17 protein-coding genes are annotated in these 19141 nt (G+C 32.5%); 3 read left to right on the forward strand and 14 right to left on the reverse strand.

The genetic code is table 11. The features are described 5' to 3' along the window. Window positions 1-122: 122 nt before the first annotated feature. The 8 genes from KA894_RS06875 to eda are packed head-to-tail and all read right to left on the reverse strand — an operon-like array spanning window position 123 to window position 7827. Complete coding sequence (locus KA894_RS06875) at window positions 123-944, reverse strand: SDR family oxidoreductase (protein ID WP_096810887.1); 822 nt, start codon at window positions 942-944, stop codon at window positions 123-125. Beyond that, window positions 944-1975 (reverse strand): mannonate dehydratase, encoded by a 1032-nt coding sequence (locus tag KA894_RS06880; protein WP_096810888.1) that lies wholly within the window; start codon window positions 1973-1975, stop codon window positions 944-946. Before KA894_RS06880 ends, KA894_RS06875 begins: the two co-directional genes overlap by 1 nt. 2 nt (window positions 1976-1977) lie before the next feature. Next, window positions 1978-3384 carry a glucuronate isomerase gene (gene uxaC, locus KA894_RS06885; RefSeq protein WP_119487744.1) on the reverse strand — a complete coding sequence of 469 codons (1407 nt, stop codon included), beginning with the start codon at window positions 3382-3384 and terminating at the stop codon, window positions 1978-1980. Between the two features lie 15 nt (window positions 3385-3399). Next, a complete protein-coding gene (locus KA894_RS06890; RefSeq protein ID WP_096810890.1) occupies window positions 3400-4695 on the reverse strand; it encodes a TRAP transporter large permease in 1296 nt (431 codons plus the stop codon). Beyond that, a complete protein-coding gene (locus KA894_RS06895; protein WP_107643996.1) occupies window positions 4692-5195 on the reverse strand; it encodes a TRAP transporter small permease in 504 nt (167 codons plus the stop codon). Before KA894_RS06895 ends, KA894_RS06890 begins: the two co-directional genes overlap by 4 nt. Continuing rightward, a complete protein-coding gene (locus tag KA894_RS06900; protein WP_107643995.1) occupies window positions 5170-6207 on the reverse strand; it encodes a TRAP transporter substrate-binding protein in 1038 nt (345 codons plus the stop codon). Before KA894_RS06900 ends, KA894_RS06895 begins: the two co-directional genes overlap by 26 nt. Window positions 6208-6235: 28 nt before the next feature. Then, a complete protein-coding gene (locus KA894_RS06905; RefSeq protein WP_115342394.1) occupies window positions 6236-7207 on the reverse strand; it encodes a sugar kinase in 972 nt (323 codons plus the stop codon). 2 nt (window positions 7208-7209) lie between these two features. Continuing rightward, window positions 7210-7827 (reverse strand): bifunctional 4-hydroxy-2-oxoglutarate aldolase/2-dehydro-3-deoxy-phosphogluconate aldolase, encoded by a 618-nt coding sequence (eda, locus tag KA894_RS06910; protein ID WP_096810894.1) that lies wholly within the window; start codon window positions 7825-7827, stop codon window positions 7210-7212. Between the two features lie 145 nt (window positions 7828-7972). On the opposite strand from eda, the gene KA894_RS06915 reads away from it, so the two are divergent. Then, complete coding sequence (locus tag KA894_RS06915) at window positions 7973-8917, forward strand: LacI family DNA-binding transcriptional regulator (RefSeq protein WP_210133850.1); 945 nt, start codon at window positions 7973-7975, stop codon at window positions 8915-8917. Window positions 8918-9363: 446 nt separating this feature from the next. Here KA894_RS06915 and cidR read toward each other — a convergent pair whose 3' ends face one another. The 3 genes from cidR to isaB form a co-directional block, all read right to left on the reverse strand. Continuing rightward, window positions 9364-10239, reverse strand: a complete 876-nt coding sequence (gene cidR / locus KA894_RS06920; RefSeq protein WP_119487745.1) for a cidABC operon transcriptional activator CidR — start codon at window positions 10237-10239, stop codon at window positions 9364-9366. Between the two features lie 43 nt (window positions 10240-10282). Then, window positions 10283-11131, reverse strand: a complete 849-nt coding sequence (gene bla / locus KA894_RS06925) for a class A beta-lactamase (RefSeq protein WP_119487746.1) — start codon at window positions 11129-11131, stop codon at window positions 10283-10285. A 402-nt stretch (window positions 11132-11533) separates the two neighbouring features. Further along, window positions 11534-12118, reverse strand: a complete 585-nt coding sequence (gene isaB, locus KA894_RS06930) for an immunodominant staphylococcal antigen IsaB family protein (RefSeq protein ID WP_103373642.1) — start codon at window positions 12116-12118, stop codon at window positions 11534-11536. A gap of 377 nt (window positions 12119-12495) precedes the next feature. On the opposite strand from isaB, the gene KA894_RS06935 reads away from it, so the two are divergent. Next, window positions 12496-12801 carry a monooxygenase gene (locus KA894_RS06935; protein ID WP_096810899.1) on the forward strand — a complete coding sequence of 102 codons (306 nt, stop codon included), beginning with the start codon at window positions 12496-12498 and terminating at the stop codon, window positions 12799-12801. A gap of 123 nt (window positions 12802-12924) precedes the next feature. Here the strand turns inward: KA894_RS06935 and KA894_RS06940 are convergent, their stop codons facing one another. Further along, window positions 12925-13764, reverse strand: coding sequence for a sialate O-acetylesterase (locus KA894_RS06940; protein ID WP_210133852.1), 840 nt, complete (start codon window positions 13762-13764; stop codon window positions 12925-12927). 279 nt (window positions 13765-14043) lie between these two features. Between KA894_RS06940 and KA894_RS06945 the strand changes: the two genes are divergently transcribed. Further along, window positions 14044-15111, forward strand: coding sequence for an acyltransferase family protein (locus KA894_RS06945; protein WP_096810901.1), 1068 nt, complete (start codon window positions 14044-14046; stop codon window positions 15109-15111). Between the two features lie 362 nt (window positions 15112-15473). On the opposite strand, the gene KA894_RS06950 is transcribed toward KA894_RS06945, so the two are convergent. Both KA894_RS06950 and KA894_RS06955 read right to left on the reverse strand, forming a co-directional pair. Continuing rightward, entirely contained in the window at window positions 15474-17990 is a 2517-nt protein-coding gene (locus tag KA894_RS06950) for a glycosyltransferase (protein ID WP_096810902.1), read from the reverse strand. A gap of 16 nt (window positions 17991-18006) precedes the next feature. Next, complete coding sequence (locus KA894_RS06955) at window positions 18007-18942, reverse strand: NAD-dependent epimerase/dehydratase family protein (protein ID WP_096810903.1); 936 nt, start codon at window positions 18940-18942, stop codon at window positions 18007-18009. Between the last annotated feature and the right edge of the window lie 199 nt (window positions 18943-19141).

Genomic DNA, 19141 nt, shown 5'->3' on the forward strand with positions numbered 1-19141 from the left:
TGGCACAGACACCAAATATTCTAATTTGGTGACCAATACCACTCATATAAAAACATACCTTTATTATAAATAAACGACAATACTTTTACTTAAGAATGCACAATCATAGATTAACACGACTTTTATACACCAGAATAGGATGAAAATCCGCCGTCTACAGGTACTACAATACCAGTTACAAAACCACTCATATCATGATCCATTAACCAGTATAATGTGCCTAAGATGTCTTCAGGAACACCAAATCGATCCATTGGTGTTTGTGAAAGAATTTTTTGAGCACGTTCTGAATATGAACCATCTTCATTTCTGAGCAATGCTTTATTTTGATTTGTTTCGAAAAATCCTGGCGCAATCGCATTGACGCGTATTTGTCCCGCGAAATATGTGCTTAACCACTGTGTGAAGTTACTTACAGAAGCTTTTGCACCACTATACGCTGGAATTTTCGTCAACGGTGTAAATGCATTCATAGAAGAAATATTGATAATCGTGCCTTTTTCTGATGCCACTACATCTTTACCAAATACTTGTGATGGTAAAAATGTACCTGTATAGTTCAATTTAAAGACTTTGTCTATACCATCTTCTGTAAGGTCAAAGAATGTTTTATCACCTGCTTGATCATACATTTCATCATTTGTGGTCGCATCAGGATGATTTCCGCCTGCACCATTAATCAAAATAGTAATCGCACCAAATTGATCATTGTATGTTTGTTTTGCTTTCTCTAAAGCTTCTTTGTCTAACACGTCTGCTACTAAAGCGACCGTTTGTTGTCTATTTTGATCAATTTCGTCTTGTAATTGTACAATCTTATCTTCAGAGCGGCCTAATATACCTACATTCGCACCTTTTTCTACAAGTGCTTTTACAAATGTAGCGCCGATGACTCCCGTTGCCCCTGTAATAACAACATTCACATCTTTAAATTGTGTTGCCATTATTTTCTCACTCCTTCAATTAATCCATTTATATATGTGGCACCTAGTGCTCTATCGAATAATCCATAACCAGCCTTACCTGTTTCTCCCCAAATCATGCGTCCGTGATCTGGTCTGATTGTGCCTTTAAAATCAATATCTCTTAATGCTTCTGCTATCGCTTTCATATCTATAGAACCATTTTTGGATAAATGACCTGTTTCAACGAAAGAATATTCATCTAAACGTTTAACATTACGCATGTGTACAAAATGAATATGGTCGCCAAATGTTCGAATCATACTCGGTAAATCATTTTCTGCTAATGAACCTAATGACCCAGTACAGAAACAAATGCCGTTATGCGTATCATTATTAATTGATAATAGGCGTTCATAACTTTCCTTATTCTTTATGATACGTGGGATACCGAATATAGCCCAAGGCGGATCGTCCGGATGAATCGCCAGATCAACGTCATGTTCTATCGCAGTTGGCAACACAGCATCTAAGAAATATTTCAAGTTATCCCATAACTGTTCATCTGATGTTTCACGATATGCTGAAATAAGATGATTCATCTCTTTACGTGAGTAACTTTCGTCCCAACCTGGTAAATTTAAATTAGTTGTTAATGGGTCAATATCTTTAATTTGATCGTGGTTATAAATTAATGTATTTGAACCATCTGGCAACTCATAATCTAATTGTGAACGCGTCCAATCGAACACGGGCATAAAGTTGTAAGTCACTGTTTTAATACCATTTTCAGCAAGATTAATGAGCGAAGTCTTATAATTTTCAATTAATTCATCGCGCTTTTCTGTACCTAATTTGATTTCTTCACTTACAGGTAAACTTTCTACAACTTCAAATTTCAAACCTGCATCTTCAATCGATTGTTTTAATGCTGCAATTCTCTCTTTAGTCCAAACCTCTCCAACAGGAATGTCATAAATAGCTGAAACAATGTGTTTCATATCTGGAATTTGTCTAATGTTATTTAATGTTACTGGGTCATCTTCTCCATACCAACGAAATGATAATTCCATCATTATACCTCCTCAACGCCTTCAATTTTAAATAAGTTTACTGCATTGTTATAACAAATATCTTTCAATATTTTAGTAATTGTGTCATCTGACAGTTGAATTTCACCTTTTTCAATCTTATCTCCTAAGAAATTGCATAAAATTCTTCTGAAATACTCATGTCGTGTATATGAGATCATGCTGCGTGAATCAGTGAGCATACCAACAAATTTAGATAATAAACCAACGTTAGCGTAATCTATTAAATGTTGTTCCATACCTTCTTTAGTGTCGTTAAACCACCATGCTGCGCCAAGTTGAACCTTATGACTGCTATTTGTAAAGTTACCTGCTGTTGCTTGAACCATTAAATGGTCATTTCCATTATTAGGATAAATAATCGTATCCGATAAAGCTTGGTTTTGCTCAAGATGATCAAGTAATGCATTTAATTTTTTAGCGCTTAGTTGTTCACCTACACTGTCAAAACCGCTATCTGGCCCTGTAATACCAAACATATTCGAATTATTATTTCTTGTTGGTCCAAGGTGGAATTGTACAACCCAACCTAACTCTTCATACACTTTACTAATTTCAGTTAAAATATAACCTGCTAATTCATATTGTTCTGTTTCAGATACTTGCTCGCCACGTTTTAATGCATCATATACCGCATTAGCATCTTTAGCAGATGCTGTAACTAATGGCGTCTTTTCAAAACTTTGATCAGAACTACGTGCACCTTGTCTATCAAAGTAATGAACACGTGCTTTTAATGCGTCAATATAAGTACTTAAATCTTTAATATCACAATCTGTTGTTTCATCTAGTTGATTAATTTTTGTATTAATAGAATCTTGATTTAAGAAAACATAACTATCTGGTCTAAAAGTAGGTATAACTTTAAACGTCACCTTGTCGTCTTCATTTAGCAACTTATGATATTTCAAATCATCGCATGGATCATCTGTGGTACAAACGACTTTAACGTTACTTTGTTTAATTAAACTTTGCGGCGTGTGTGAAGGTTTTGCCAGTTTTTTATTAAGTGATTTGTACAATTTTTTGACGTTCACTTTATCCAAATCTGTGTCTTCGTCGAAATAACGTTTTAGCTCAAGTGCACACCAATGATACATTGGGTTCACAATAGCGTAAGGTAACATATGCATAAATGCTTTGAATTTATCAAAATCATCAACAGTACCTGTAATGAATGCCTCTTCAATGCCATAAGCTCTCATTAAACGCCATTTATAATGGTCGCCACCTAGCCATAATTGTGTGATATTGTCGTAATTTTTATTTTCATAAATTTCTTTCGGATCTAGATGACAGTGAAAATCATAAATAGGTAAATCTTTAACTTTTTGGTATAACTTAACTGCTGTTTTATTATTTAATAAAAAATTGTCATTAATTAAAGTCATAACTTTGCCCCTTTTCTATAATCCTAATAATTTTGGAAGGAATAATGATAATTGTGGAATAAATGTGATAATAAGCATTAAAATAATTAGTGCTCCAAAATAAGGAACTAAATATTTAAATACTGATTCTACACGAACGCCACCTACGCTTGCTCCCACAAACAGTGCACTACCCACAGGTGGTGTGATATTACCAATACATAAATTGAAAGCAATAATAATACCAAAATGTATTGGGTCAAGTCCTAACACTTCTGAAATCGGTAAGAAGATTGGTGTAAATATAAGTACAGCTGGCGTGATGTCCATAAATGTACCAATCACTAATAAAATAACGTTGATTAATAATAGAAGTGCAATCGGATTGTCTGTCATTGAAATAATACCGTTAGATATTGCTTCTGGTAGTCCTGTATAACTCATAACAAGTGAAAACAATGCAGAAGCGGTTATTAAAAATAAAATCATACCGCTAATTTCTGCTGTTTCTTTGATAACATTTGAAAGTTGCTTTATTTTCAAACTCTTATAAATAAGCGACAACACTACAGAATATAAAACTGCTACTGCAGCGCCTTCCGTAGCTGTAAAGATACCAGATACAATACCTCCTATAACAACTACGATTAAAAATAAACTTGGCAACGCATCAAGTGTTAGGAATAATTTATCTTTCCAACTTATTTTTTCTGACACTTTATAGCCTTGTTTTTTTGCCATAAAATAAGCGACAATCATACAAGCAATACCCCATAAAATACCAGGGATATAACCTGCGATAAATAGTGCAGCAATAGATGTACCACCGCTGACTAATGAATATACAATCAATAGCGAACTCGGTGGAATCATTAAACCTGATGGTGCAGATGCAATATTTGCTGCTGCGGAATATTCTTTTTTATAGCCTTGCGTTTTTTCCATCGGGCCCATGATACGTCCCATCGCTGCGGCTGCAGCAACACTTGAACCAGAAATAGAACCAAACAGCATATTCCCCACAATATTGGTATGCGCTAATGAACCCGGTAATCGCCCTACTAAAACTTTAGCAAAATTCACTAATCTAAATGCGATGCCTCCGTTATTCATAATGATGCCTGCTAATACAAATAGGGGTATGGCTAACATTGTAAAATCATCAATCCCTGTCACCATCCGCTGTGCGGCAGTCACAATTGTGACATCAAATGGCAGTATTAATAATAAAGTGATAATTGAACTTAAAATAATCGAAAGTGCAATAGGCAGCCCCATAATCAGAAAGACGAAGAACGTGATGAACAAAACTAACCCTGCAGTTGTCGTCATAAACCATCACCGCCTTCAACCTCATTACCTTCTTGAACTAATTCCTCTTTGTTCAATAAATTGTAAAATGCATAGAAAATGATAAATATACCCGACACTGGTAACGCACCATACATCAATGCCATCGATAAACCTGTAGATGGCGCGATCTGAGACCAAGTTAATTTCACAACTTCAAATCCGCCCCAGATCATAAGTATAATCGCGACGATAATTAAGATAACGTCTGACATTTTCTCTAAAATAACTTGTGCTTTCTCAGGTAATTTCTCTCTCATAAACACGATAGCAATATGTTGTTTAATTCCAAATACATAACTTGCACTCAATAAGCCAAACCAAATTAACAAGAATCTAACAATCTCTTCACTCGTTGTACTGGGTGTGTTAAATATAAATCGCGTTGCCACTTGATAAATGGATAAAATCACCATTACAAAAAGCGAGATACCTGCCAACGTCAACAGCAATCTATCAATGATTTGCTTTGTTTTCTTCATAGCGTTGTTCCTCCTTCTCGATTAATTTATAATCCTCTTTTGTGTCTGGATTATTTTTAAATTCATCTTGAAGTGGTTTAGAAGTCGCTTTAAATGATGTTTTATCTACATCATGAAATTGCACTCCCATTTTTTCTTTAGCTGTTTTCTTGGCGTTTTTTACTTCCTTATCCCAAATCACTTCATGCTTTTTAGTAGAATAATCAGCAGCCTCTTCTAACCATTTTTGTTGTTGTTTTGTCAAACTGTCGTAGGTTTCTTTATTCATGATTAAAATATCCGGTACGGTTGCATGTTCTGTATAATAATAATTTTTAGCAACTTCACCATGGTTATTAGTCGTTAAGGCTGTTTCATTATTCTCTGCTGCATCAATCACGCCTGACTGCATGGCTGTATAAACTTCGCCAAAATCCATTGGCGTAGGCGTGCCACCTAATGACTTGATTAAATCAACACTTGTTTTCCCTGGTTGAACTCGTACCTTCAACCCTTTCAAGTCTGTGTTGTCTTTAATTTTTTTATCTTTGGTATAAATATTACGCATACCTGCATCATAATAAGTGATACCTAAAAAACCTTGATCATCTGTGGATTTAAAAAACGCATCTTGTACGTTCTTCTGCTTCATCACATGGCGATAATTATCTTCAGATTCAAATAAATATGGCATATTAAATAGTGAGTATGTCGGTGAAAAGCTTTCGAGTGCGCCTGCTGATACTTTTGTCATTTGTATAGCATTGGTTTGGGTCATTTCAATCGCTTCACGTTCGCTGCCGAGTTGGCCGTTGGGGTAAATATTCACTTTAATTTGACCATGTGACTTTTTTTCTAATCTCTCTTTAAATATCTTTAATGATTTATGCACAGGATGCTCAGTTGGTTGATTATGTGCTAACATAATTTCTTTTTGCTTATCTTTAGCTTTAACATCCCCATTTGTTAATATCATCGATGCCATCCCAATCATAAAGAATGCGCTTACAAGTAGAAATAAAATTTTTTTCATAAAGATAATGCCCCTTGTATTGCAATTTTTATCGTTTTAACGCTCCAAAATGTGTTGATAAATTAAACACATCACTTTCTTGTACGTTGAGTGCATCTTCATTTGTCGTATGCTGTAGGACTGAACATTTCGTTGCAAAGTCAACCGTTTCTCCTAGTTGCCACCCTTTATTCAATCCATGTAAAACACCCGCCATAAATGCGTCTCCTGCGCCAATACGGTTTAATACAGTATATGCATATGCTTGACTTTCGATATAATCGTCCTTTGTAAGGATAATACCTTGTAAGGTACTTTGTTCAATATTTCTATTACTTGAAGCCATCAACGCAATATCATATTGCGATTGAATCGTCTTTGCACAAGTTTTCATATCGTCATCTAAAGCATTGGTTTCAAGCAAATGTGTAGCATCCTTTTTCCCAAAAAATAGTACATCAACTAAAGGTAAAATTGACTTAATAACTGGAACTGCTTCTTCTTTATCCCACAAATTGCTTCTAAAATTAATATCAAATACGATTTTAACGCCCTTTTCTTTCAAATGTGCTAATACATCAACAATCTGACGACGTATCGCTTTATTTACAGCTAATGTAATACCTGTAAATACAAAATAGTCACCATTTTGAGCGTTAATATCATTCATGACACTGGCACCATGTTCAGCGAATGTTGAATGTTCCCTATCGTAAATGACTTTACCACTGCGAAAACCAAAACTTTCTTCCATATAATAAGTGCCTACCCGGCCGTTATTATATTTGATAAATGATGTTCCCACACGTGTTTGAAACATTTTTTGCAAAGCTAAGTGACCAAGTGCATGATTAGGTAATACCGTTAATATTTCAGTAGGATGACCAAATTGTGCTAACGTTACAAGTGCGTTTAATTCTGCGCCACCCACGTTTACTTTAAACGTGCCTGCGTCTTTCAACTGTTCGTAATCAGGTGGCGTATAACGTAACAACACTTCACCAAACCCATAAACTGTCATTGTTATACCTCGCTTTTTATTTCTGAAATATAGCTTTCTAGAGCTTCTTTACCTTCTTGTTGATAAATTTTTGTGATTTCACTACCTATGCCCACTGCAAAACTTCCAGCATCTAACCATTCTTTGTGATTCGCTTTTCCTACGCCACCCGTCGGTACAATTTCAATTTGTGGTAACGGCCCTTTAAAATCTTTAATAGACTTAGGCGTAAATTGAGTAGCAGGGAATAATTTAAGCACTTTGCACCCATATCTTAATGATTCGACCATTTCTTTGACTGTCATACATCCAGGAATATATGGTACATCATACAAATTGGCAATTTTAGCTGTTTCTTTATCAAAACTAGGGCTTACAATAAATTTTGCCCCGTTTAAAATAGCAGTCCGCGCAGAAACACTATCTAATACTGTACCAGCGCCTATCAATGCGTCTTCTCTTTTTGATAATTTAGCTATTATGTCCATAGCATTAGGCGTCGTTAATGTTACTTCGATAATATGAAGCCCCTTATCTATAATTGTATGCGCAATATCCAAAAACGATGCTGCATCATCCGTGCGCATCACGGCAATATGCTGACCTTGTTGAATTTCTTTCATTGTGTTAATTGAATCCATCTCTTCAACCCCTCATAATTATATGATTTACAATACTATTTCAAAATAACAACGTTGTTATTATCATACAAAAAAATATTGTAATGCTTATCTCTATGGTATAATTAATTCGAATTTAAATCAATCAATTTCAAGGAGAAATTTTATGGCTGTAACTTTAAAAGACGTTGCTGAAGCCTGTGGAGTCAGTTATTCCACAGTTAGTAAAGCACTTAAAAATTCTCATCTCGTTAAACCCAAAACAAAAAGCATGATTCAGCAAAAAGCACTCGAAATGAATTATATCCCTAATCATTCAGCAAGAGCACTCGTATCTAAGAAAAGTGGCACAATTGGATTAATATGGCCTTCTGTTGATCGTGTAGCAGTTACTCATCTGATTTCAGAAATAAACCATGCGATTAAAGATTTAGGTTATGTCATGTTTGTTTCAATAGATGACGTTGCTGCAGCCTCAAAGAAATTTGTGGAATTCGGTTGTGATGGTATCGTCATTTTTGATGAGGGAGATGCTACAAATTTATCTCCAGAAATTTATAATAATGTGCCTGTGGTAGCTTATGGTGTTAATCGCGATATTCCTTATCCAATGATTAATGTAAATCATTCAGAAGCGATGATTATGGCAATTAAAGCACTCGTAAATCAAGGCGTAAATTCCATTGACTATATTGGTGATATACATACAAGCGATACACGTCAAATTGCTAAAAAAGAAACTATTACACAGTACTGTGAAAAACACCACATCGATTATCGTATCATTGATTCTACAAGCTTGAACGCTATCGAAACTGAATCTTCCGTTAAACATTTTTTACAGTATAACGATCTTGCTCAAGGTGTAATTTGTGGTAGTTATGACATCACAGTCGGAACCATTAATGCACTTGGTCCAAACGACCACCCTATTTTGTATTCTTATGATAATATTCCACAAATTAAAAAATTAGATTATCCTGTCAATGCTATTGGGGTCCCAACGACAGAAATTGCACAGAGTATTGTAGATACTTTAGATAAAATAATCAAAAACGAAGAGACTCAATCAACTTACCATCTTCATCCCAAGATTCAAAAATACATATAGACATAAATATGCCCAAACCTTAGTATTGCGGTTTGGGCATGTTTATGTGTTTGATTGATGTTTGACAAGAGGGCTACTTTTTATCATTAACCTACTTGATATAGAAGATAAGCTTAATGTATAAATATAGATACTCAATATATTATAATAAGAATAGGGAGTTCTTATTTAAGTGAATGAATGGGGAGAATTATGTTATTCTAGATAAATTTATTATGAGTTCTGAATTATGAAACGCAATTATGCTCGCTACTTTGGCGTTAGGGATTATCATTAACATATTAACTTTTTCTCTTCTATCAATTAATAATAACCAGTACGCATAACCCTCTATACATCTATTATATTACGCATATCGTCATGATTAAAATACATAGTTGGAATATATCGTATTCTACTACGGAATACATTTTAACTATAATGCGTTCAAGTTTTATTAACGCATTTTATTTTGTTTCTTTTAAAAAATTAATCCATTCATGCGTTACATAATTCATATAACTATCTTTTTTCCAAATAATACCTAAATTCCATGACACATCAGCGCCCTTAATGTCTAAGCCTACAACATCATCATTCAAAATATTTACAATACTTTCTGGTAATATACTGACACCGATACCATCACGAATCATATTTTCAATAAATGTAATTTGTGACATTTTCGCTACTGTTTTAGGATGAAATCCAACTTTTCTGCAGCTTTCAATAATTTGATCCTTTAAATAGTAGTCATCATGAAACATAATAAAACTTTCATTTTTTAAATCACCTAAGTAGACCGATGATTGTTTGGCAATTTCAGACTGCTTATCTACTACTAATAATAATTTTTCATTGTATAAAGGGACAGCGTGATAAACATCATCATCTACGGGTAACGTTGTGATACCTACGTCAATCTCATCATTATTTAAATATAATTCAACTGCTTTACCGCCCCCTTCAATGACTTCATAAGTCACATTGGGGTATTTATTATGAAATTGATTCAAGCTTTCTGTAAAAAGCCTTACATTCATAATCGCTGATATCCCAACTCTAATATGACCTCTTTCTAAATTTGTTACATCTCCCATTTCTAAAGATAAATCATCTAAGACGGCTAATGCTTCTACACATTTATCATAAAATATTTGGCCGATATCCGTTAAAATAATGTGTTTTTTTCTTCTATCAAACAAGGTAATGTTGAATTCATTTTCAATACTTTTAATATTTTTACTGATTGTAGACTGCGCAATATATAAATGTTCAGATGCTTGGGTCATCCCACCATTTTTCACAACTTCTACAAAATATTTCATTTGCTTAATTTCCATTTTTAACCCCTCTGAATCGCTCTATAATCGTTTGCATACGTAATTATTTCAAAGCTTCCATTGCTGTTTTTGTTGCCATTTGAATCACTTTATCATTAGGTTTTGCATCTTTGCCATCTTTTTTCGTATAAATAGCAAGCACAATCGGCTCTTTTTGGTTTTTAGGATATATAAAAGCCAAATCATTGCGCGTACCATAAGTTAAACCTTGACCACTTTTGTCACCTACTACGGCTTGTTTAGGTACACCAGCCTTAATTAAAGTATCGCCCGTTTCATTATGAATCATCACATTTTTTAATAAATTACGATTAGCTTTACTCATATCTTCATTCGTTAAAATGTGTTTTAATGTCATTGCCGCAGCTTTAGGCGTTGTAGTATCTGCAGTACTTGTTGGATCATATAAATTTAATTCGGGTTCTAATCTTTGCGGATTTGATATATTATCTTCGAGTTGTTTTAATTCTTCATGAAAACCCTTGATGCCACCAATTTCATTAATAATTTTATTATTAGCTGTATTATCGCTTTGTAGCATAGATGCTTGGATTAATGCTTTTAAAGTCATCTGACTACCTACATATTTTTCAGTTACAGGTGAGTTTGCTACAATATCATCTTTCTTTATATCTATTTTTTTATTTAGTGTTGAGGTAGCAGTGTTTTGTAATAATATCCCGCTGGCGATTGCTTTATATGTAGATGCAAATGCAAATCGTTCATCTGAGCGATGTTGTATGTGTTTGCCATTAGCTGTATTTACACCATAGACCCCTACGATTGTATCATTGTCTTGTTCAATTTGCTCAAATGTCTTTGCTGAAGCAGTATTCCCCGTTAAAATGAGCAACATGAACCCAACCAATATACTTAAACATAATTTCCTCATTTTTTATTCTCCCCTTTTCCTATATATGATTGCTATGTCTTTACTTAAGTTTAACTATAATCATAAATATTATAAAATACAATTATCTTATAAAAGGAACTCATAAAACGTACAAATGGAGATAGATTAGTAATCTACCACGTCTATTTAATTTTTCTATTAAAGTCATTATAAGCGCTTTTTAATAAAATCTACCTAAAATTCAAAGCACTTCATGCACATGTGTTTTTCAATCCATCGTCCTTATCATATTTAAAGCTGGGACATGTATACATGCCCCAGCCCCATATTGCTAACTGTATTGAGTCGTCTGAGTTCGATTGACTCATAAAACGTCTTGTTGATAACAATAATTAGACACTATTATCAAAACACGTCACGTTTTATAAATACCAGTTACAGTTATTGACCAATTGTCATTTCCATTAAGTTATCGTTTTGATCAAAGAAAGCAGTATAAGAGCCATTATTAGTATCATAAGTTACAAATGTGCCATCGCCGTTACCTAATTTACCTTCTTCAGTTATTTCGTTAGATGTATGTGCTTTTTTAAAAGTATCTTTAGAAACTGAGTCAGGTTTAGTAAAGAAAGTGATTTGTACTACTTCATTTGCGCTATTAAATTCTACTGTCGTATCATAAACTTTCTTGTTATGATCAAACTCTTCTTTGGCTCCTGTATCAACTTTATAACCATTGATTGAGACGTTATCATATTTCAAAGCACGTACAAAGTTATAATCTTGAGTGAATGAAGGATCATATGTGGTATAACCTTCATAATTGTACCATGGTGTTTCGGCTTTTAAATTAACGTCACTTTCACTGCTGGCACCACTTGCGCCACCTTCACCGTGGCCCCATTTTTGAACCTGTTCTGCTGCTTGCACGTTCGGACTACTCGTGGCAACATATGCTGCTGAAGAACCTAAGACAAGTGTGGATACAACGACTGTTGACGAAAGTATCTTTACTACTTTATACATAATTAATTCCTCCTTATTCGTAGTCTCTCAAATGCAAAGTGTAATTATTCACCTTAATCATACACCTATCATTTATATTTGCAAGCAAAAAATACCCTCTATTTCTTATATACTTAAATAACCTTTTAGAAAGCGTTTTATTGTAATAGGAATTGTTTTGTTTTACAATTAAATTTATGATTAAAAATATTTCAATTAGTTCAATTCATTGTAGGCATTTGTGGTTTAATTATGATGTTGATATTAAATATGTTACTAGGCCTATTTTAACTACAGCATTTCAATCAATTCCTATATAGTTAAGGCGAAATTTTACTGAAATGCTACTTAATCTGGTAAAGTTACATAAATAAGTATTTTAGAAAGGATGATTTATAATGCGTTATATTTTACAAGTTGATTTTCCTATTGATGGCCCTTTTGGAGAAGAGATGGCAACCCAATTCTCTGATTTAGCCAAGTCTATTAACGAAGAACCAGGATTTTTATGGAAAATATGGACTGAAAATGAGGCAACCAAAGAAGCTGGCGGCATATATGCATTTGATAGTTACGAAAATGCAGAAAACTACTTAAACATGCATAGTGAACGTCTTAAATCTATGGGTGTGCCAAACGTAAATGCAAAAATTCTAGCTACCAATGATGTGCTCACTCAAATAACGCATGGCCGCTTAGATTAAATCAATGAATCTATATAATCAAATAAGCCTTTCATATCAATCAATATTTTGATATGGAAGGCTTATTATATTTATATCTTGACTATCCAATTTTGATAATTAAAATATTTTCCAACGGTATTTCTAATATAGTTGCGCCATTTCTTTTAAGAAATCTTGATACGTAATTTTATTTTGAGATAGACGCGCAACAAGCATATATATCTTCTCATTTTGAGTAAATTCATTTTTGTACAAATATGATTCTTTTTCTGCCTCATTTGCTAAAGGGTGTTGGATGTTTCCCCTTTTTGAAAAAGCTTCGTAATAACGCAAACCAAACAAGCGTTGAGAATAACCATCAATATGAATGCCATCTGGATTTGCTGTTAACCCTTCCGCTGTGACATAAAAACATTGTGCATTTTTATTGGCTACACTTTTAATGATTTCGTTAATTTCTTGATATTCTGTTGCACTCGCACCAAACCCATCTTGTCCTAAAAATTCTCCTAATAAGCCCATCACAAAAGTAAGTTGCGGTTTATGAAGCGCTTCTCTAAAATACGTAATTAAATGCATTAATTTCGATTCATATGTTTGAAATTGCTTATTTTGGCTATCACTTTCCCCTTGATGCCATAACACACCCATCAGGTCAGATGTTTCCATTGCGAAGCGGGCTTCACTTAACGCATGACGTGTCAATGCGCCATTATCTGCCCAATCATCAATAGAAGTACCTCCATCTGCACATGGGATTAAACCAATAGTTTCATTGGGATGATTATCTAACCACATCTTTGCAAAAGATGCAGCCGGCCCTATACCAGCAACAGAACGGTCGCTATGTATTGGTTCTTCCACCATCTGCCATCTACCATTTCTTAATACAAAAATACGCTCATCTATAATAGGCTTCACACTATTTAAAAAACCACGACCTGCCATATTTGATTGTCCAATAAGTAAAATTGATTTCATAACTCATTTCCTTTCAAATTCCAACTTTTTATTATTTTAACATTTAATAACAAATACTGTTATTCTATACACATGCATTAAAAATTTAAAACTATTACCGCATTGCTTATTCTATAGTTAAACTTACTCTCTTTAGTTTTTTATTTTCTTTATTTATTTTCAAAATTTATACGGTACGATACTTTATATAAATAAATTATAAAAATGGAAATATATAAACTTTACTTTTTACTCTAATTATCATATCATGGAATGGATTTTTGAGAGGAGTTTGTTATTTTGGAGAGGAAGATAGAGCTCACATATGCTAGGGCGATTTTTTGTATTACTATAGTTATCGTTCATTGTTTAACTGGTTTAGTCAATGATCCTCATATTACATCATTTGAAAAAATAAGTTTTAGTTTTGTGCAAGTTATTTTACTATTCGCAACACCATGCTTTATTATTTTGTCGGAAATTTTGTTAGGTATGCGATATTCAAATAGCATCCCTAAAAACTTTTTACTAAAACGAATGAAGTTTATTTTAATCCCATATGTTTTATTCGGTTTATTCGTTACGTTTAAATTATTTTTAGGTGACGGCTCAAATAAATCATTTTTAGACATTTTTATAAGCATTGTTATAAAAGGTAATTTTTTTGGGTGGTTTGTAATTGTTATTTTCCAGTTTTATATATTACATCGCTTATTCTATAAATTATTAAGCAAAGCCAATCCAGCCTTTGTACTTATTACAACTTTTATAATTAGTTTTGCACATTCTTATTTAATGTATTATAGTACGTCGTATCTTGAGTTTTGGGGTTTTTACCCTTTGTTTAACAGAACTATTATTTTATATTGGTTATTTTATTTTGTAGTTGGGTTCTATTTCGGAAAATATTACGACACCGTAATTCAATTTTTAAAACGGCATTTAATTTGGCTTATTTTAATCTGGATTTTAGCTATTTTATATATGGCATTTAATTTCTTTTATTTAGGTGTATATTTAAATGAATCCAATCGGTTTGACTTAGTCTTATTTTCTGCAGTTAGTTTTGTGTTTATCGTATATTTTTCAAAACTATTGGCTAAATTTAATTTAGTGTTTATCTTTTTGATTAGTGAAATTTCCTTTTTCATTTACTTATCACATCAAATTATTGTAGATGCTATTTCTAGGTCACTGGCGTCATTTGTCACATTGCCAATACCATTTTTAATAATTAATACTATTTTCACACTTGGTTTTTGTATTGGTTTAGCTGTTATTTTATCATTTATACCTTATGTGAGAATGATTGTAGGGAGAAACACATTACACCCTATGGTTATTAATAATTATAAACATCATAGTTAGTCATATTAAAAATGCTGAGACATTCAAAATGTCTCAGCATCTTCTATAATATTAATCATAGATGATTAGAATGAAAATAGCCTTAATATCAATCATTTAAAATGTTGTTTTTTTAAAGAGCCATTTTTCATTGATGAAGGAGTATATCATTCTTATACAAGAATAAGCATCTTAGTTCTTGTAATCATGTCGCATTTGTAGTTCTTATACATGAACCTTAGCTTATTTAGTCCACTTAAACTCCGTCATTTTTACATAAATTTCTAATTCTTGTACGCTTTTTACTTAGCCATCTTGCCTTCTTGTTTACGTAACAAAATCACTAAAAAAATGTGATCCTTGTCTTGGTTTCTTATTTCAATTTAATCATCTAATAAATGATAAAATTGTTCAACCGCTTCTTTATTATATAATTCTGGATCAAACTTAGCATAATCAGGCGTTTCACCGCTGATAAACTGTTGTATGCTTGCTTGTAGTGATTCAGAATCATTGAAACTAAGCATGCCGTATTTACCATAATCAAGTACATATTGATTAGCTGGTATATCTGAAGCAAGGATATCAATGCCTACTGTCAGGGCCTCTAATAGGACCATTGATTGGCCTTCATAATAAGATGGTAAGACAAATAATTCACAATCTTTCATAATATTAAATGGATTTCTTTTTTGCCCCATTAAAAATACGTGTTCTGACAAATTCAATGACTCTATTAACTTGTTAAGCTGATGTTTAAGCGGGCCATCGCCTAAAATATACAGTCTAGCATTCGGATTGGCTTCTACGATACCACTAAATGCTTTAATTAAATTATCAAATCCTTTTTCAGGTGATAATCTGCCCATCGTCATTACTTTATAATCATTTTTATGGAAAGGCACACTAGTAATTTGCTTATCTTGTTCCCTAACGATGACACGTTCTCCGTTTTTCATAAAGATATCATTGTCTTCATTAATCGAATTATAAATTCTATCTAAATTAATCGTATTCATTGAAGCATTAAATTTATTAATTGTTTTTCTAGTTGCTATTTTTTTAATATTTTCTTGTTTCGTAACTTCAGAAACACTTACAAGCTTATCATAATAAGGATATAAGGACATAACGCCTTTTAAATTAGTGTAATGCGGTCTCACGCCATTTACTTTACGTTCCATGTCCATTTTCATATCACTATGCAAGTATATTAACTTTCGTTTAGCGTTACTTGCTAATAATAATTCTGACCAGAACATGGCATAGCCACTAAAGTCAATGACTACATCAAACTCTGAATTACCAAATACTTTCCTAAACTCACGCTCATACAATTCATTAGGGTAGATTTTTTCTTCAATTTTAGATTTAATACCTCGATTACGTACTAAAAGGTTACGATAATATTCCATAGTAGTAGCTAGTAACGGACCTTTTCTTAAAATAACCCTAACATTTTCATTTAAACTCTTAAGGTTATCCACGACGTCCTTATTTCTATTGAAACCTAAGTAAATTGTAATATCATACCTATCATAATCCACGTTTTCTAATAAATTCATCATGGATGTCGTTATACCATTTGGTTTCATGCCACCAGGGTAAATTAATAATCGTTCTTTTCGATTTTGTTGTTTTTCTTTGTGCTGTTGGGTTGTATTAAATACTTTGTTAACTACACGCTCTGTAACATGACCATCATCATAATTAGCAAACTTTTGTTGATAAGCACGATAATTATCATTATATTGAGTCAATATATTTTGTTGGTGGTTCACTGTATCTACCAATGTTTCTATTGAATGTACGCTAGGCCCTGGCAAACTATCAACCGGTAGATAGAAGCCTCTGTTTTCCTCATAGTCTTCATAATCTGGCGTATAGAAAATAATCGGTTTATTAGTAACTAAATAATCAAAAAAGATGCTCGAATAATCTGTTACCAATAAATCAACAATACTTAATAGCTCATTTGTATCAAAGGTATCATTTACTAGATATTTTTTTAACTTCTTATTGCCTTCTGCTTTCCTATAAATGAATGGATGCACTTTTAACAGTACTTGATAGTCTGTTTTTTTATTTAATACTTCTATCATTTCTTCCATTTCTTCAATATTATCTTCTGGCGTGCTTACAGTATGACCGCGCCACGTAGGTGAGCATAATAATATAGGTGCATTCGTCATTTTAAGGCCTTGCTTTTTCAATTTTTGAATAACTGTTTCAGATTGTGCTTTTAGCGTTGCATCAATTCTAGGGTATCCTATTTCTAAAATTGCATCGTCATTTAACTCTTCTAATTTAAACGCTTTTTTAAAAATATCAGTAGTATGTTGATTAGGTGAAATAATGTAATCAGAACTCAAGAAATTCCTAATAGTATTTTGAGATTCTAATAAATTATCTTTGATATCCAATCCCATTGACTTTAACGGTGTGCCGTGCCAAGTATTCACATAAACTTGATTTGGTTTTTTCGTGAAATATGTAGGGAATGTTGCATTATTAATGAGATATTTACACTTAGCTAAATAATGTAAATAATCATCACTTTCTTTAACAATAAACTTTACGTTTTTATATTTATTAAACTTTTTTGAATATGCCTTTTGCATTTTTTGAGATGCAACGACCCAAATATGTATATATTTTTGATAGGCTTGGTGTTCCATTAAATATTTAAAAATAGCGTACGGACTATCTGTCATACTTTGTCCGTCTCTAACTTGATATAAAATATGATTTTCATCTACTTCGATTGTTTTATATAAATTGGCATAATGCATAATATTTTTGGTGTATTTGCTTCTTAATTGTAATTTTAATGGTTCTAAAACAAATTTTAATTTTCTTTTTCCTTGATTTAATACAAACTTTTTAGCTTTCCCTGCCATGATTCCACCTCATCATTTATTTATCTGTTTTTGAGTAATTAATATATTCTGTTAAGCCTGATACAATATCATATTTAGGTTTAAAGCCCAGCGCTTCTAAACCTTTAATTTCAGCACATGAATGCTTGATATCGCCACTTCTTGGCTCAGCAAATTGATAGCTAATAGACTTATTATAAATCAACTTGAATTTTTCAAAAATTTGTAGTAATGATATTTGTGTACCGGTAGCTAGATTATATATTTTACCATTTGACGCTTCATTATCAATAACGATTGCCACTGCTTGTACTAAATCCTTTATGTAGACAAAGTCTCTAGTTTGCTCACCGTCTCCAAAAAATGTAAAGGGTTCATCGTTTTTAAATTTTTTATCCATAATTGATAGAACGCCAGAATATGGAGAGCTTGGATCTTGTCTAGGACCATAAACATTAAAGAATCTTAATGCAGTTGTTGGTAAATCATATAATTTATTATAAAGTTTTGCATATTGTTCCCCAGCATACTTTTCTATAGCATATGGTGATTCAGGATCAATAAATGTTTCAATCTGTTTTGGTAATTCATCTGTATTACCGTATACAGCCGCAGATGAAGCGAAAATAAATTTTTTTAACTTAGCATTATATTGACGATTTGCTTCTAAAAGATTTAATGTACTATCTATATTAATAGATTGCGAGTTTATAGGATTATTTATTGTTTCTACAACACTAACTACTGCTGCTAAATGAATGACAATATCAAATTGTTTCTGCTTTATAAGTTCTGTCACGAAAGATTTGTGCATCACATCTTCTTCAATAAAGTGTGCGTCATCTATAAAATCAACATTTGAACGATGGCCTGTACTTAAATTATCTAATATAAAGACTTCGTTATCATTAATAAAATACGCCGCTAAGTGAGAACCGATAAACCCAGCACCGCCAGTAATTAGAATTTTCATTTGTTCACTCTCCTACTTCCTCGTTTTATTATACATTGCACTGTTTTGATTAGTCGAAAAAATTATAACACATATTCTTTAAAAAAGTTATTAATTAAATAAAATAATTACAAGCATGTGATAAACAATATATGACAATATATTGTTTATTTCGTATTTTCTTATTTAAGTTCAAGTTTAACAAGTTTGCATTACAAAT

The sequence above is a fragment of the Staphylococcus sp. GDY8P131P genome (assembly GCF_017891975.1).
In the GTDB taxonomy this organism is placed as follows: Bacteria; Bacillota; Bacilli; order Staphylococcales; family Staphylococcaceae; genus Staphylococcus; species Staphylococcus nepalensis.

What these genes read in the sequence shown, in the direction of transcription:
- KA894_RS06890 (WP_096810890.1), bottom strand. Translation starts at nt 4,695, where the DNA reads ATGACGACAACTGCAGGGTTAGTTTTGTTCATCACGTTCTTCGTCTTT.
- bla (WP_119487746.1), bottom strand. Translation starts at nt 11,131, where the DNA reads ATGAGGAAATTATGTTTAAGTATATTGGTTGGGTTCATGTTGCTCATT.
- uxaC (WP_119487744.1), bottom strand. Translation starts at nt 3,384, where the DNA reads ATGACTTTAATTAATGACAATTTTTTATTAAATAATAAAACAGCAGTT.
- cidR (WP_119487745.1), bottom strand. Translation starts at nt 10,239, where the DNA reads ATGGAAATTAAGCAAATGAAATATTTTGTAGAAGTTGTGAAAAATGGT.
- eda (WP_096810894.1), bottom strand. Translation starts at nt 7,827, where the DNA reads ATGGATTCAATTAACACAATGAAAGAAATTCAACAAGGTCAGCATATT.
- KA894_RS06895 (WP_107643996.1), bottom strand. Translation starts at nt 5,195, where the DNA reads ATGAAGAAAACAAAGCAAATCATTGATAGATTGCTGTTGACGTTGGCA.
- isaB (WP_103373642.1), bottom strand. Translation starts at nt 12,118, where the DNA reads ATGTATAAAGTAGTAAAGATACTTTCGTCAACAGTCGTTGTATCCACA.
- KA894_RS06935 (WP_096810899.1), top strand. Translation starts at nt 12,496, where the DNA reads ATGCGTTATATTTTACAAGTTGATTTTCCTATTGATGGCCCTTTTGGA.
- KA894_RS06950 (WP_096810902.1), bottom strand. Translation starts at nt 17,990, where the DNA reads ATGGCAGGGAAAGCTAAAAAGTTTGTATTAAATCAAGGAAAAAGAAAA.
- KA894_RS06915 (WP_210133850.1), top strand. Translation starts at nt 7,973, where the DNA reads ATGGCTGTAACTTTAAAAGACGTTGCTGAAGCCTGTGGAGTCAGTTAT.
- KA894_RS06955 (WP_096810903.1), bottom strand. Translation starts at nt 18,942, where the DNA reads ATGAAAATTCTAATTACTGGCGGTGCTGGGTTTATCGGTTCTCACTTA.
- KA894_RS06905 (WP_115342394.1), bottom strand. Translation starts at nt 7,207, where the DNA reads ATGACAGTTTATGGGTTTGGTGAAGTGTTGTTACGTTATACGCCACCT.
- KA894_RS06880 (WP_096810888.1), bottom strand. Translation starts at nt 1,975, where the DNA reads ATGGAATTATCATTTCGTTGGTATGGAGAAGATGACCCAGTAACATTA.
- KA894_RS06900 (WP_107643995.1), bottom strand. Translation starts at nt 6,207, where the DNA reads ATGAAAAAAATTTTATTTCTACTTGTAAGCGCATTCTTTATGATTGGG.
- KA894_RS06875 (WP_096810887.1), bottom strand. Translation starts at nt 944, where the DNA reads ATGGCAACACAATTTAAAGATGTGAATGTTGTTATTACAGGGGCAACG.
- KA894_RS06940 (WP_210133852.1), bottom strand. Translation starts at nt 13,764, where the DNA reads ATGAAATCAATTTTACTTATTGGACAATCAAATATGGCAGGTCGTGGT.